This is a genomic window from Escherichia sp. E2661, from assembly GCF_004745185.1.
Classification (GTDB): domain Bacteria; phylum Pseudomonadota; class Gammaproteobacteria; order Enterobacterales; family Enterobacteriaceae; genus Escherichia.
This window is the reverse complement of record NZ_PDIG01000001.1, coordinates 142,784-157,134: the sequence shown is the minus strand read 5'-3', so window position 1 is coordinate 157,134 and position 14,351 is coordinate 142,784. Positions and strand designations below refer to the sequence as shown.

The 14,351-nt window shown below is 51.7% G+C and carries 9 protein-coding genes and 4 pseudogenes; 7 read left to right on the top strand and 6 right to left on the bottom strand.

What is annotated here, in order from left to right; all coding sequences use genetic code 11:
* The first annotated feature begins 212 nt into the window (after positions 1-212).
* A complete protein-coding gene (locus tag CRI63_RS00880) occupies positions 213-752 on the top strand; it encodes a glycine zipper 2TM domain-containing protein (protein ID WP_064528599.1) in 540 nt (179 codons plus the stop codon).
* 63 nt (positions 753-815) lie between these two features.
* Here the strand turns inward: CRI63_RS00880 and comR are convergent.
* Positions 816-1,449: pseudogene (comR, locus tag CRI63_RS00875) on the bottom strand (TetR family copper-responsive transcriptional repressor ComR).
* 240 nt (positions 1,450-1,689) lie between these two features.
* Between comR and bhsA the strand changes: the two are divergent.
* Positions 1,690-1,948: pseudogene (bhsA, locus tag CRI63_RS00870) on the top strand (multiple stress resistance protein BhsA).
* Between the two features lie 81 nt (positions 1,949-2,029).
* Here bhsA and ldtC read toward each other — a convergent pair.
* The 3 genes and pseudogenes from ldtC to CRI63_RS00855 all read right to left on the bottom strand — a co-directional run bounded on the left by ldtC (position 2,030) and on the right by CRI63_RS00855 (position 7,781).
* Positions 2,030-2,991: pseudogene (ldtC, locus tag CRI63_RS00865) on the bottom strand (L,D-transpeptidase LdtC).
* 144 nt (positions 2,992-3,135) lie between these two features.
* Positions 3,136-6,582 carry a transcription-repair coupling factor gene (gene mfd / locus CRI63_RS00860; protein WP_135518201.1) on the bottom strand — a complete coding sequence of 1,149 codons (3,447 nt, stop codon included), beginning with the start codon at positions 6,580-6,582 and terminating at the stop codon, positions 3,136-3,138.
* A gap of 127 nt (positions 6,583-6,709) precedes the next feature.
* Positions 6,710-7,781 (bottom strand): annotated as a pseudogene (locus CRI63_RS00855) (acyltransferase family protein).
* 261 nt (positions 7,782-8,042) lie between these two features.
* On the opposite strand from CRI63_RS00855, the gene lolC reads away from it, so the two are divergent.
* Genes lolC through cobB form a run of 5 tightly spaced genes read left to right on the top strand, consistent with a single transcriptional unit; the run spans position 8,043 to position 12,957 of the window.
* Positions 8,043-9,242, top strand: a complete 1,200-nt coding sequence (lolC, locus tag CRI63_RS00850) for a lipoprotein-releasing ABC transporter permease subunit LolC (protein ID WP_000284714.1) — start codon at positions 8,043-8,045, stop codon at positions 9,240-9,242.
* Entirely contained in the window at positions 9,235-9,936 is a 702-nt protein-coding gene (lolD, locus tag CRI63_RS00845) for a lipoprotein-releasing ABC transporter ATP-binding protein LolD (RefSeq protein ID WP_001033695.1), read from the top strand. Before lolC ends, lolD begins: the two co-directional genes overlap by 8 nt.
* Positions 9,936-11,180, top strand: a complete 1,245-nt coding sequence (gene lolE, locus CRI63_RS00840) for a lipoprotein-releasing ABC transporter permease subunit LolE (protein WP_135518199.1) — start codon at positions 9,936-9,938, stop codon at positions 11,178-11,180. Before lolD ends, lolE begins: the two co-directional genes overlap by 1 nt.
* A gap of 28 nt (positions 11,181-11,208) precedes the next feature.
* Positions 11,209-12,120 carry an N-acetylglucosamine kinase gene (gene nagK / locus CRI63_RS00835; protein ID WP_135518197.1) on the top strand — a complete coding sequence of 304 codons (912 nt, stop codon included), beginning with the start codon at positions 11,209-11,211 and terminating at the stop codon, positions 12,118-12,120.
* 15 nt (positions 12,121-12,135) lie between these two features.
* The gene (cobB, locus tag CRI63_RS00830) at positions 12,136-12,957 is read left to right on the top strand and encodes a Sir2 family NAD+-dependent deacetylase (RefSeq protein ID WP_096938882.1); all 822 of its coding nucleotides are present in this window, start codon (positions 12,136-12,138) and stop codon (positions 12,955-12,957) included.
* A gap of 137 nt (positions 12,958-13,094) precedes the next feature.
* On the opposite strand, the gene CRI63_RS00825 is transcribed toward cobB, so the two are convergent.
* Together CRI63_RS00825 and CRI63_RS00820 are read right to left on the bottom strand one after the other, a co-directional pair.
* Positions 13,095-13,883, bottom strand: a complete 789-nt coding sequence (locus CRI63_RS00825; protein WP_135518195.1) for a TPM domain-containing protein — start codon at positions 13,881-13,883, stop codon at positions 13,095-13,097.
* Complete coding sequence (locus CRI63_RS00820) at positions 13,880-14,341, bottom strand: DUF3592 domain-containing protein (RefSeq protein WP_135518193.1); 462 nt, start codon at positions 14,339-14,341, stop codon at positions 13,880-13,882. Before CRI63_RS00820 ends, CRI63_RS00825 begins: the two co-directional genes overlap by 4 nt.
* Between the last annotated feature and the right edge of the window lie 10 nt (positions 14,342-14,351).

Here is a 14,351-nt window from a genome sequence, read left to right as displayed (position 1 = left end):
CGGATGTGGCGTAAACGCCTTATCCGCCCTGGACAAATGGTACGAGCGGTAGGCCTGATAAGACGCGTTAAGCGTCGCATCAGGCATTCCTTCAGACTCCTCTGAATCCTTCAGCTTTTCCTGCTATTCCCACGCTTTTCATCTTCTGTCTGATAGCTGCTTTTCCCCTTCGCTTGCATGATTGTCATAACTGCAAAGAAGGAGGTGTTCCCGTGAATAAATCAATGTTGGCGGGTATCGGGATTGGTGTAGCGGCTGCGCTTGGCGTAGCGGCAGTGGCCAGTCTGAACGTGTTTGAACGTGGCCCGCAATACGCTCAGGTTGTCTCAGCAACCCCAATCAAGGAAACGGTTAAAACACCGCGTCAGGAGTGTCGCAATGTCACGGTGACCCATCGCCGACCGGTGCAGGATGAAAACCGCATTGCTGGTTCGGTCCTCGGGGCCGTCGCTGGCGGGGTGATAGGGCATCAATTTGGCGGTGGTCGCGGTAAAGATGTCGCCACTGTTGTGGGGGCGCTGGGCGGTGGATATGCCGGTAACCAGATCCAGGGCTCTCTCCAGGAAAGCGATACTTACACTACCACGCAGCAGCGTTGTAAAACGGTGTATGACAAGTCAGAAAAAATGCTCGGTTATGATGTGACCTATAAGATTGGCGATCAGCAGGGCAAAATTCGGATGAACAGCGATCCGGGTACGCAAATCCCATTAGATAACAATGGGCAACTGGTTCTGAATAACAAAGTATAACAAGGCTGTACTCTGCAATTTAGCCCCTCATTCGCTCAGGCTTGAGGGGCTTTTTTTTGCGTCTTACTTCACCAGTTCAGGCCATAAACGCAGCGTTGTCCGGGCAACCAGCATCAGTTTTTCCAGCGATGCGCCTTCACGGGCGCTTATCGACATCCCCTGAATAATACAATTAAGAAATTCCGCAAGATGCGTTACGTCACAGTGGGCGGGAATTTCCCCGCGTGCCTGGCGTTGACTTAAAAACTGCTGCAAGGTGCGTTCTTGCATTGCGTGACGTGATTTCACCGTATGAGCAATATCGCCCGAATCCGCTGAAAGCGTGGTGCAGTTGTTAATCATAAAGCAACCCGCGGGGGTGTCTTTGCTGGTAAAGCAGCTGGCGACGGCAGCGAAATAGTCCGCCAGTGCAGACTCCACGCTTTTTTCTTCACAAAACAACTGCGCTTCATGCTTAGCGGCAAAGCGATCGATATAACGGTCGAGTACGGCGCGAAATAACCCCTCTTTGTTGGTAAATTCCGCGTAGAGCGTTGGCGCTTTGGCTCCGGTCGCTTCAACGAGGTCCGCAAGGGAAGTCGCTTCATAACCGTGCTGCCAGAACAATTTCATGGCCTTATCAAGCGCGGCTTCCCTGTCGAACACTTTTGGGCGGCCACGGCTTTTTTTTTACACAATGTGTTGAGTCTGTTGCCATGATGCCATTGTACCTGGTGGCTGTGAATGAATGGTTATTATAAAAATAATCACCTCCCTTCACCAGTCCAGAAAATAGAAAAATAAAAACTCTCTATTTAACTGAAATTTAAAGTTTTTTAATTTAATTAATGATTGTTATAAAAAACCTCTTGTATGTGATCCAGATCACATCTATCATTTAGTTATCGATCGTTAAGTAATTGCTTGCGACGCCATTCACCTGCATAAGGCCACTATTATGAAAAACGTAAAAACCCTCATCGCTGCGGCGATTTTAAGTTCCATGTCATTTGCCAGCTTTGCGGCTGTCGAAGTTCAGGCAACACCAGAAGGCCAACAAAAAAGTGGGTACTATTAGTGCTAACGCGGGGACAAATCTGGGATCGCTGGAAGAACAGCTGGCACAAAAAGCGGATGAGATGGGCGCAAAATCTTTCCGTATTACTTCAGTAACCGGTCCGAATACCCTCCACGGAACGGCAGTCATTTATAAATAAGCATTAACCCTCATTAATGCCCGCTATTGCTGCTTTTTTCCCCGCGACATACTGTGCCGCGGGGATTTTTTTATCCGGGAGTTACAGCGATTGTGGGCTCAGTTGATGACGGCGCACATCTACCGGCATCCCGGAACGGACATCCATCACATGCTGCATCACTTCAGCGTCAGTTTGCGCTGCATCTTTAAATGATTGCATTGCACTATTCAGCGTTATCGGCAATAGCTGCGGATCATCATCAATCTTCTCTGATAGCGGCTGATGCACTTCAACCAGACGCGCACCGTTTGGTTCGGCAGAGACTTTAATCGGCGTGTTGATGATATTCACTTTGGTGCCTGGGGTGACCTGGCTAAAGAGTGTTTTGATATCGTCATCACGCAGACGAATACAGCCAGAACTTACCCGCATGCCAATGCCGAAATCGGCGTTCGTACCGTGAAGCAAATAAACGCCGCCATAGGCCGCCAGACGAATCGCATGATGGCCCATAGGGTTATCTGGTCCAGCCGGAACTACCGCAGGCAACTCAATTCCCTGTGCTTTATACCGCGCGCGAATGTTTGCCGTTGGCGTCCAGGTTGGGTTTGCACGCTTGTCAGAAACGGTGGTCACCATTGTCGGTGTCAGCGTGTCACCACCCAACTGACCAATGCCGATGGGATACACGGTCACTGAATTTTTACCCGGTGGGTAGTAATAGAGACGCAGCTCCGCAATGTTGATCACAATGCCTTCGCGCGGCGCGTCTGGTAGTAGAGTTTGCAATGGGATCGTTAACACGCTACCCGCGCGTGGCACGTAAGGATCAACGCCGGGGTTAGCCTGTAACAGAGCGAGAAAGCCGACGTTATATTTTTGGCGATCGCTTCCAGCGACCCACCGTCATTTTCCACTACATGAAATTTGTTTTCGCCAACCAGGCGACTGCCCGCTGGCGGCAGCGGCCAGGTGTTGGCTTTTGCCGGTAGCGTCAGCGCCACGGCTGCGGCGAACGTAAAAAACGTTAGCCAGCGAGAAAAACGCGTTTTGATCATCACCAAAAATCCATAATAAATATAAGGTTATTGTAATAAAAAGATAAGCCTGAATTATGGATGGTGACAGTGTCGGATAGTGCAGGGAAGTGCAAAGAATTTGTAAATGTTGCAGATGGGGGCGCAGAAACACCCCCGATCTCACCATTAAGCGATCGCGTTCTCTTCCAGTTCACGCATAAACTGGCGAACCCACTCGATACGCGTTTTCCGCTCGCTCAAATCCTGAATAAACTTCAGGCGCGTCGGGCCATCAAGGCGATAATGCTGCGGCTGTTTTTGCAGCAAACCAATCAACCAGGCTGGATTAACGTGATTTTTCTCGGCAAATTCGATCACGCCGCCTTTCTCATTACCTTCCAGCTTCCTGATCCCCAGTTTCTGCGCTTGCTGGCGCAGACGGGCAATATCCAGCAGGGTACGCGCCGGATCAGGCAGCAGGCCGAAGCGATCGATAAGCTCGACTTTGATCTCTTCCAGTTCGTTTTCCGTTTTGGCGCTGGCAATACGTTTATAGAACGACAGACGCGTGTTCACGTCAGGAATGAAATCATCTGGCAATAGCGACGGCATCCGCAGCTCGACTTCTGTTTGCTGGCTGGTGAGATCTTCCAGCGACGGCTCGCGTCCGGCTTTCAGTGCATCGACGGCGTTTTCCAGCAACTCCATATACAGCGAGAAACCGATGGTTTCCATCGAGCCGCTCTGTTCTTCGCCAAGCAGTTCACCTGCGCCGCGGATCTCCAGGTCGTGCGTTGCCAGTGCAAAACCAGCACCGAGATCTTCCAGCGAGGCAATCGCTTCAAGACGTTTTTGCGCATCGGTAGTCATCGCTTTCGGATGCGGCGTCAGCAGCCATGCATATGCCTGATGATGCGAACGTCCGACGCGACCGCGCAACTGGTGCAGCTGCGCCAGACCGAAGTGATCCGCGCGTTCAATGATAATGGTGTTGGCAGTCGGGATGTCGATTCCGGTTTCGATAATGGTGGTACAAACCAGCACGTTGAAACGTTGATGATGGAAATCATTCATCACCCGTTCCAGCTCGCGCTCGCGCATCTGCCCGTGACCGATAGCAATCCGCGCTTCTGGCACCAGTTCCGCCAGCCGTTCGGCGGCTTTCTGGATGTTTTCCACATCATTGTAGAGATAATAAACCTGACCGCCGCGCAGAACTTCACGCAGGATCGCCTCCCGGACCACCAGACTGTCATACTCGCGGACAAACGTTTTGACCGCCAGACGACGGGCGGGCGGCGTGGCGATAATCGACAGGTCACGCATTCCGCTCATCGCCATATTCAGCGTACGTGGGATCGGCGTTGCGGTAAGTGTCAGAATATCCACGTTCGCCCGCATCGCTTTAATGCGCTCTTTATGACGCACCCCGAAGCGGTGTTCTTCATCGACAATCAGCAGGCCTAAATCTTTAAACTTGACGTCATTTTGCAGCAGTTTGTGCGTACCGATCAGAATATCGATTTTCCCTTCCGCCACTTCCGCAAGGATTTGCGTCTGCTCTTTGGCGCTGCGGAAACGGGAGATCATTTCGATACGTACCGGCCAGTTGGCGAAACGGTCGCGGAAGTTGTCGTAATGCTGTTGCGCGAGAAGGGTGGTAGGCACCAGCACCGCTACCTGCTTGTGGTTATCTACTGCCAGGAAAGCGGCGCGCATCGCCACTTCTGTTTTCCCAAAGCCAACATCGCCGCACACCAGACGATCCATTGCCAGCGGCTGACACATGTCGCTAAGCACCGCATTAATGGCCTGCGCCTGATCCGGCGTGGTTTCAAACGGGAAGCTGTCGCAGAACAACTGATACTGCTCACGATCGTGTTTAAACGCGAAGCCCTCTTTGGCGGCGCGTTGCGCGTAGATATCCAGCAATTCTGCCGCCACATCACGCACTTTTTCCGCCGCTTTCTGCCGCGCGCGTGACCACGCATCGCCGCCAAGTTTATGCAGCGGGGCGTTTTCTTCCGCTCCACCTGCGTAACGGCTAATCAGATGCAGTGACGACACCGGAACATACAGTTTGGCGTCGTTGGCATAGGTGAGCATCAAATACTCGCCAGTAATGCCACCTGCTTCCAGCGTGGTCATTCCTGCATAGCGCCCGACGCCGTGCTCCAGATGGACCACCGGCTGACCAATGTGCAGCTCCGCGAGGTTACGGATCAGTGTATCGGGGTTGATGGTGCGGCGAGAATCCTGACGACGGCGGGCAACACGTTCACCGAGCAGATCGCTTTCGCAGATCAGCGCCAGATTACGCACCGTATCGACAAAACCATGTTCGGCAGCGCCAATCATCAAATAACGCCCACGGTCGCTGGCTTCATCAAGACGCATAATGCGTTGCGGGGCAATTTTAATTCGCGCGAGCAGTTCACCCAGCGCTTCACGGCGACCTTCACTTTCTACCGAGAACACCACCGGACCGTCGAAAGACTCGAGGAACTTACGCAGCGCATCCAGCGGCGCTTTTTGTTGCGCCTGAACGGCCAGGTCTGGCAGCTTCTCGAAGCCTAAATTGGCATTCGCTGCTTTTGTCGGTAAATGTTCAGCTTTTAGCTGCACCCGGGGCCAGTTTTTCAGCTCTGAGAAGAGCTCGTCCACCCGCAGCCAGAGCGCTTGTGGTGGCAACAGTGGGCGCATTGGGTCGACGCCGCGATTCTCAAAACGCGCCAGCGTGTCAGCCTGGAAACGTTCGGCACTGTTTTCCAGATCGCCAGTATTCACCAGCAGCGTATTGGCAGGGAAATAACTGAACAGCGGCGGCAGCGGTTCGCTGAAGAATAGCGGTTGCCAGTACTCGATCCCGGCAGGCAATGTGCCTTTACTCACTTGCTGGTAAATATGTTCTGGATCGCGCTTCACTTCGAAGGTATCGCGCCACTGGCTGCGGAACAGTTCAATCGCCGCTTTATCGGTCGGGAATTCGTGTGCGGGCAGCAGGTTGATCGCTTCTACTTCCTCCAGCGTGCGCTGGCTGTCGACGTCAAACACCCGCAGGCTGTCGATTTCATCATCAAAGAAATCAAGACGATAAGGCAGTTCGCTGCCCATCGGGAAGAGATCCAACAACGCGCCGCGCGTGGCGTATTCACCGTGCTCCATTACCTGGTCAACATGGCGATAACCGGCGCTGTCCAGTTGGGTTCGCAATGCATCTCGTGACAGGCGCTGACCTTTTTTCATTACCAGTGCATGACCGTGGAGAAAACTGTGCGGGCAAACGCGCTGCATAAGCGTATTCACCGGAACAATCAGTACGCCACGCTGCATCGTCGGTAGCTGGTAAAGGGTGGAAAGGCGCGAGGAGATAATGTCCTGATGAGGCGAAAAACTGTCGTAAGGGAGGGTTTCCCAGTCCGCCAGATTCATCACCATCTGATCGGTGAACTGGCTGATTTCATCATGCAAACGCAGAGCATTTTGCATATCTGGTGCAATGAGTACCACCGGACCGGCGTGACGTTCGGCAATTTCCGCCACCAGCGTCGCGCAGGCAGCGCCAGTTAACTCGCCCAGCAGACGCTGCTCACCCGCTTTGACGGGCAGCGTATAACGATATTGTTCAGGCATAACGGTTGTCAGAGTCTCGTTAGGATATGCCCCAACATATGGGGGCATATCTCTGATAAGCAATGCTGTTCATTATCCGTAATCGACATGGTTTAGCAAATTGAATCGCCCCGGCTGGGGCGATGGCTTAACGAGAGTAACTGGTGGCAGGCAGAGAAGGCGGGGAGAACAACAGGTCGCTGAATGCGTGTTGTGAAAATTTTCGCACCAGTAATCCAGCAACAGTACAAATCAACAAACTGACAAAGGGATAAACCAGCAGGAGCGTCAGTTCGAGTTGCGGCGACCAGCGGGCCGCGTTCATTTGCGGAATCAGACTTAAGCTGAATATCTCTACCAGAATGCGATGCGTGGTGTAGATGGCAATGGTGTTCGAACCAATCACATTCAGCAGGCTGGTGGAGCGCATACCGAAACGCTGCTCGTACTGATAAAACAGTTTCATGATCACCACAATCGATAGCAGCGACAACAGCAGCGAGATATTAAACAACCAGGCAGCAACCGCCAGAACAGCCAGCAAAGAAGCCATCAGCAGATGGCGGCGCAACGGCACCTCTTTAACACAGGTCATTAATGTTGCGCCAAACCATGCACCAAGGCTGTAATAAGGTAAATTGCGGATCACACTGTTCATTCCCCACCACGGCGTGGGAACGAAATTAACCGCCACACTCATCAGCACAAACAGAATGAATAACGGCAGTGCCAGGCGGTTAAAAAATTTTACATATCACGAAATAGACAATTAAAGCGTACAGATACCACAAGCTGGTGCTGGCGGTGAGCATCCCGTGCAGGAACTCGCCAGTGGAATCGGCATAAGCAGCATTGGAGGCATTGCTTAAATCGCGCTCAGGCGCCAGCCACGGGTTCAGTGCACTTAACGCCAGCCACTGCACCACGCCCCAAAGCGCCAGCACCCAGAAGATGTTCCAGATGCGTTTATCGAGACAATTTCCCCAGGGTACGCTGTCGATATAGCGGCGAATCAAATAGCCGGAAATAAAGAAAAAAACGGGCATACGAAAGGGCGCAAGGTAAAGATTGAAATAGATCCAGCATTTGCTCAGGACTTCCGATAACGGATGCTGGAAAGTGGTCAGATGCGGATAAAAGGTAATGACCGAGTGATAAATCACCACCAGACAAATACATAACCCTTTGATCTGGTTAATCCATAGCTCTTTTTGTTTCATCAGGACAACACGCTCTTTTTATTTAACATGCTGTTGATCCTGCGGGGCCAGTCGCGTGGTGTAATGCGTATCTGTCTGTATTTGGTTATTTTTCAGATAAAGATCAGGCCTCAAGGCCGATGATAAAATGAGGCCCTTTAGCCGATTGATTTGCTGGTACTTTTCAGATTAGCCCTGACGATCACTTACAGTTCAGACGTTTACCCATCCCGCTTTCGCTTATATACTCGTGTCTTTGCTAACAGCAACCAGACGGATTTCATGTACCAACCTGTCGCTCTATTTATTGGCCTGCGTTACATGCGTGGGCGTGCAGCGGATCGCTTCGGTCGTTTCGTCTCCTGGCTTTCTACCATCGGCATTACCCTCGGGGTGATGGCGCTGGTCACAGTATTGTCAGTGATGAACGGCTTTGAGCGCGAGCTGCAAAACAACATCCTTGGCCTGATGCCACAGGCAATTCTCTCTTCTGAGCATGGCTCTCTTAACCCGCAGCAACTCCCGGAAACTGCAGTCAAACTGGACGGCGTTAATCGCGTCGCACCTATCACTACCGGTGATGTGGTACTGCAAAGCGCGCGCAGCGTGGCGGTCGGGGTGATGCTGGGTATCGACCCGGCGCAAAAAGATCCACTAACGCCGTATCTGGTCAATGTGAAACAAACTGACCTCGAGCCGGGGAAATATAATGTCATCCTCGGTGAACAGCTTGCCTCACAGTTGGGTGTCAATCGCGGTGATCAAATCCGCGTGATGGTGCCATCTGCCAGCCAGTTCACGCCGATGGGGCGTATTCCAAGTCAGCGCCTGTTCAATGTGATTGGCACTTTCGCCGCCAACAGTGAAGTCGATGGCTATGAAATGCTGGTGAATATTGAGGATGCCTCGCGTCTGATGCGTTATCCGGCAGGCAATATTACCGGCTGGCGTTTGTGGCTGGATGAGCCGCTGAAAGTCGACTCATTAAGCCAGCAAAAACTGCCTGAAGGCAGCAAATGGCAGGACTGGCGTGACCGTAAAGGCGAGCTGTTCCAGGCCGTACGCATGGAAAAAAATATGATGGGCTTGCTGCTGAGCCTGATTGTCGCCGTTGCGGCGTTTAACATTATTACCTCGCTGGGGCTAATGGTGATGGAGAAGCAGGGCGAAGTAGCGATCCTGCAAACGCAAGGCTTAACTCCGCGACAAATCATGATGGTCTTTATGGTGCAAGGGGCCAGCGCCGGGATTATCGGTGCAATCCTCGGAGCAGCGCTTGGCGCACTGCTTGCCAGCCAGTTGAATAATCTGATGCCGATAATCGGCGTCCTGCTTGATGGCGCGGCGCTGCCGGTGGCTATCGAACCTTTACAGGTCATTGTTATTGCGCTGGTGGCGATGGCTATCGCGCTGTTGTCTACGCTTTACCCTTCCTGGCGCGCTGCCGCCACTCAACCCGCTGAGGCTTTACGTTATGAATAAGATCCTGTTGCAATGCGACAACCTGTGCAAACGCTATCAGGAAGGCAGTGTGCAAACCGATGTGCTGCACAATGTCAGTTTCAGCGTGGGCGAAGGTGAAATGATGGCAATTGTCGGTAGCTCTGGTTCCGGTAAAAGTACCTTGCTGCACCTGTTAGGCGGGCTGGATACGCCAACCTCCGGCGATGTGATCTTTAACGGTCAGCCGATGAGCAAACTGTCTTCGGCGGCGAAAGCAGAACTGCGCAACCAGAAGCTGGGCTTTATTTATCAGTTTCACCACCTGCTGCCGGATTTTACTGCCCTGGAAAACGTGGCTATGCCGCTGCTGATTGGCAAGAAAAAGCCCGCTGAAATCAACAGTCGAGCGTTGGAAATGTTAAAAGCGGTGGGGCTGGAGCATCGTGCGAATCACCGCCCGTCAGAGCTTTCTGGCGGTGAACGCCAGCGTGTGGCGATTGCCCGTGCGCTGGTCAATAACCCGCGTCTGGTATTGGCGGATGAACCTACCGGTAACCTTGACGCGCGTAACGCAGACAGCATCTTCCAGTTGCTTGGGGAGTTGAATCGCTTGCAGGGCACCGCTTTCCTGGTGGTCACTCACGACCTGCAACTGGCGAAACGTATGAGCCGCCAACTGGAAATGCGTGATGGGCGTCTGACGGCGGAACTAAGCCTGATGGGGGCGGAGTAATGGCGATGCCTTTATCGTTATTAATTGGCCTGCGTTTTAGTCGCGGACGGCGGCGCGGCGGCATGGTGTCGCTGATCTCTGTCATTTCTACCATCGGAATTGCACTTGGCGTAGCGGTATTGATCGTCGGCTTAAGCGCGATGAACGGCTTTGAACGCGAACTGAACAACCGTATTCTGGCGGTGGTGCCGCATGGTGAAATTGAGGCGGTAGATCAGCCGTGGACTAACTGGCAGGAAGCACTGGATAACGTGCAGAAAGTGCCGGGTATTGCCGCCGCTGCGCCGTATATCAATTTCACCGGGCTGGTGGAGAGCGGCGCGAATCTGCGCGCTCTGCAGGTTAAAGGCGTTGATCCGCAACAGGAACAGCGTCTGAGCGCGCTGCCATCATTTGTCCAGGGCGATGCCTGGAACAATTTTAAAGCCGGCGAACAGCAGATTATCATCGGCAAAGGGGTGGCGGATGCGCTGAAAGTGAAGCAGGGGGATTGGGTGTCGATCATGATCCCAAACTCGAATCCCGAGCATAAGCTGATGCAGCCGAAACGTGTGCGTTTGCACGTTGCGGGTATTTTGCAGTTGAGTGGCCAACTCGATCACAGTTTTGCCATGATCCCGCTGGCGGATGCCCAACAATATCTTGATATGGGTTCCAGTGTGTCAGGCATTGCCCTTAAAATGACGGATGTTTTTAACGCTAACAAACTGGTACGTGACGCGGGTGAAGTAACCAACAGCTACGTTTATATCAAGAGCTGGATTGGTACTTACGGCTATATGTATCGCGATATCCAGATGATCCGCGCCATTATGTATCTGGCGATGGTACTGGTGATTGGCGTGGCCTGTTTCAACATCGTCTCCACTTTAGTGATGGCGGTGAAAGACAAGAGTGGCGATATCGCAGTATTAAGAACGCTGGGGGCGAAAGATGGTTTAATTCGCGCCATCTTTGTCTGGTATGGATTGCTGGCAGGGCTGTTCGGCAGCCTGTGTGGGGTGATTATCGGCGTGGTGGTTTCACTCCAACTCACCCCGATTATCGAGTGGATTGAAGATCTGATCGGTCATCAGTTCCTCTCCAGTGACATTTATTTTATTGACTTCTTGCCATCAGAATTGCACTGGCTGGACGTCTTCTACGTACTGGTCACAGCATTGTTGCTGAGTCTTTTGGCAAGTTGGTATCCGGCGCGACGCGCCAGTAATATTGACCCTGCGCGAGTCCTTAGCGGCCAGTAAAGGCAGTACATTAAAACAAGGAGCGGCAATGTATTACGGGTTTGATATTGGTGGAACGAAAATTGCGCTAGGCGTGTTTGATAGCGGTCGGCAGTTGCAGTGGGAAAAGCGGGTGCCGACACCGCGTGACAGCTATGACGCATTTTTAGATGCAGTGTGCGAGCTGGTGGCCGAAGCCGATCAACGTTTTGGCTGTAAAGGTTCTGTCGGCATCGGTATTCCGGGAATGCCGGAAACAGAAGATGGCACGCTGTATGCCGCCAATGTCCCCGCCGCAAGTGGTAAACCGCTGCGTGCCGATCTGAGCGCACGCCTTGAACGTGATGTGCGCCTTAATAACGACGCCAACTGCTTTGCTCTTTCTGAAGCCTGGGACGATGAATTTACCCAATATCCGTTGGTGATGGGACTGATCCTGGGGACTGGCGTTGGCGGTGGACTGGTATTCAACGGTAAACCGGTAACGGGTAAAAGCTATATTACGGGTGAATTTGGGCATATGCGCCTTCCCGTCGATGCGTTAACCATGATGGGGCTGGATTTCCCGTTACGTCGCTGCGGCTGTGGTCAGCACGGTTGCATTGAAAATTATCTGTCTGGTCGCGGTTTTGCGTGGCTGTATCAACACTATTACCATCAACCGTTGCAGGCTCCCGAAATTATTGCGCTTTATGAGCAAGGCGATGAGCAGGCAAGGGCGCACGTTGAGCGTTATCTGGATTTATTAGCGGTTTGTCTGGGAAATATCCTGACCATTGTTGACCCTGATTTGCTGGTCATTGGCGGTGGCTTATCGAATTTCCCGGCAATCACAACGCATCTGGCGGACAGGCTGCCTCGTCATCTCTTACCTGTAGCTCGTGTTCCGCGCATTGAACGTGCGCGTCATGGGGATGCAGGAGGAATGCGTGGTGCGGCCTTCCTACATCTAACCGATTAATCAACAGAGGTTGCTATGTTGTCGCGTCGGGGTCATCGGTTAAGTCGTTTTCGTAAAAATAAACGCCGCCTGCACGAGCGTTTGCGTCAGCGTATTTTTTTCAGAGATAAAGTGGTGCCGGAAGCAATGGAAAAACCAAGAGTACTCGTACTGACAGGGGCAGGGATTTCTGCGGAATCAGGTATTCGTACCTTTCGCGCAGCAGATGGCCTGTGGGAAGAACATCGGGTTGAAGATGTGGCTACACCGGAAGGTTTTGATCGCGATCCTGAACTGGTGCAAGCGTTTTATAACGCCCGTCGCCGTCAACTACAGCAGCCAGAAATTCAGCCTAACGCTGCGCATCTTGCTCTGGCTAAACTGCAAGACGCCCTCGGCGATCGCTTTTTGCTGGTGACGCAGAATATCGATAATCTGCATGAACGCGCAGGTAATACCAATGTGATTCATATGCATGGGGAATTGCTGAAAGTACGTTGTTCGCAAAGCGGTCAGGTTCTCGACTGGACCGGAGACGTCACGCCAGAAGATAAATGTCATTGCTGCCAGTTCCCGGCTCCGCTGCGCCCACACGTAGTATGGTTTGGCGAAATGCCACTCGGCATGGATGAAATTTATATGGCGTTGTCGATGGCCGACATTTTCATTGCCATTGGTACTTCCGGGCATGTTTATCCGGCGGCTGGGTTTGTTCACGAAGCGAAGCTGCATGGCGCGCACACCGTGGAACTCAATCTTGAACCCAGTCAGGTTGGTAATGAATTTGCCGAGAAATATTACGGCCCGGCAAGCCAGGTGGTGCCAGAATTTGTTGAAAAGTTGCTGAAGGGCTTATAAAGCAGGAAGCATTGCCTGATGCGCTACGCTTATCAGGCCTACAAGGGGACGCAATTAATTGAATTTGCGGGTTTTGTGGGCCGGATAAGGCGTTCGCGCCGCATCCGGCATAATACACGCACACTTTACTGCCTCTTTTACCGTTTACTCGTCAATAACAACGCGGCAATAAACGTACAGACACCAATCAGTCCTGCCCAGAGCGGCGATATTCTGGTAATCGCAAAGCTATTATCGATGTACAAACATAAAGCCTGATAACCCATATTGGCAACAGTCATCGCCACTGCAAACTTTAATGCATAATTAAGGCGCGTCGTGTAGTAAAAAAATGCAGTAAAGACGATGAATGCAACCGCCCAGGCAAAAAGGCCTAATGTCGTGGTGCTGCCGGGAGGATCATTCTCCTGCTGTTGTCCGGGATGCGGATAATATGTCAGTGGCGGCGTCGGTTGTTTTAATATCTGTGCTTGTAAAACAGCCAATGCATTATTGATTCCCTGATACCAGAGGTCCGCATGTAAATAAGCCAGTGTGTGATTTTCTACCAGGAGGCCGAGATGTTTATCGTCCAGACTGCTTTCAACCTGGCCGTTGGTTATTACAATTAACCGTGGCTCGCGGGTAGTAAATAGTAACAGAACACTTCCTTTTACATCACTCAATGAAGATGATGCATGCGCCAGCATCGCTTTGCCATTTTGTCTGAGACTGGCTTCATTATTAATGTCGGGTAAAACCACAATAAACGGTGCAATTCCCGTTTGTTGGCGAAAAAGCTCGGCTTTATGCGCGATCTCTTCAGCATCTGGTACAGTACCGGTAACATCCGTAAAAAGTGTCTTCATTATTGGAATCAATGGCTTACTGGCTGCTGTCAGAGGCAGGAGTATCAGTAAACTGAGCAGTATAATGAATTTTTTCATGGGCGGGACTTCCGTTTCCTGCGTGACTTTTTAGAGGAGGGCATACTGATTAATAAACCGACGGCGATAAAAATAACGCCCATAATGCCGATAAACCCCCATTTAAAAAAATTAACCCACGGGTTATTAATCTCAGCCTTTTCAGGATGCCCCGGAGAATAATAAACATTAACTTTATCGCCTTCGCTGTCTTCATAAAAATCGCTGCCGATACTCGAAGTGAAAATTAGCGTGTAATCTGGCGTCGGGCGAAAGGCAACGACGGGATACCACGAACCATCTTTACCCGTGCGATGAGAATGACTGGAGTGCCATACGGTATCAACAATGACGCCCTCGGTATGAATCGCGTCTTTGCTATAGGTGAACTGGTTATAAAAAATCACAACAGAAATAAGGATCAGTACCAGACCGATACCGAGGAATATACGAAAGAAAACTTTACTATCCTGACTCATTAGTCACATC

Bases quoted from the DNA above. Each gene is read 5' to 3' on its own strand.
- mfd (WP_135518201.1), bottom strand. From the start codon at position 6,582: ATGCCTGAACAATATCGTTATACGCTGCCCGTCAAAGCGGGTGAGCAG.
- lolD (WP_001033695.1), top strand. From the start codon at position 9,235: ATGAATAAGATCCTGTTGCAATGCGACAACCTGTGCAAACGCTATCAG.
- lolE (WP_135518199.1), top strand. From the start codon at position 9,936: ATGGCGATGCCTTTATCGTTATTAATTGGCCTGCGTTTTAGTCGCGGA.
- nagK (WP_135518197.1), top strand. From the start codon at position 11,209: ATGTATTACGGGTTTGATATTGGTGGAACGAAAATTGCGCTAGGCGTG.
- cobB (WP_096938882.1), top strand. From the start codon at position 12,136: ATGTTGTCGCGTCGGGGTCATCGGTTAAGTCGTTTTCGTAAAAATAAA.
- CRI63_RS00820 (WP_135518193.1), bottom strand. From the start codon at position 14,341: ATGAGTCAGGATAGTAAAGTTTTCTTTCGTATATTCCTCGGTATCGGT.
- lolC (WP_000284714.1), top strand. From the start codon at position 8,043: ATGTACCAACCTGTCGCTCTATTTATTGGCCTGCGTTACATGCGTGGG.
- CRI63_RS00825 (WP_135518195.1), bottom strand. From the start codon at position 13,883: ATGAAAAAATTCATTATACTGCTCAGTTTACTGATACTCCTGCCTCTG.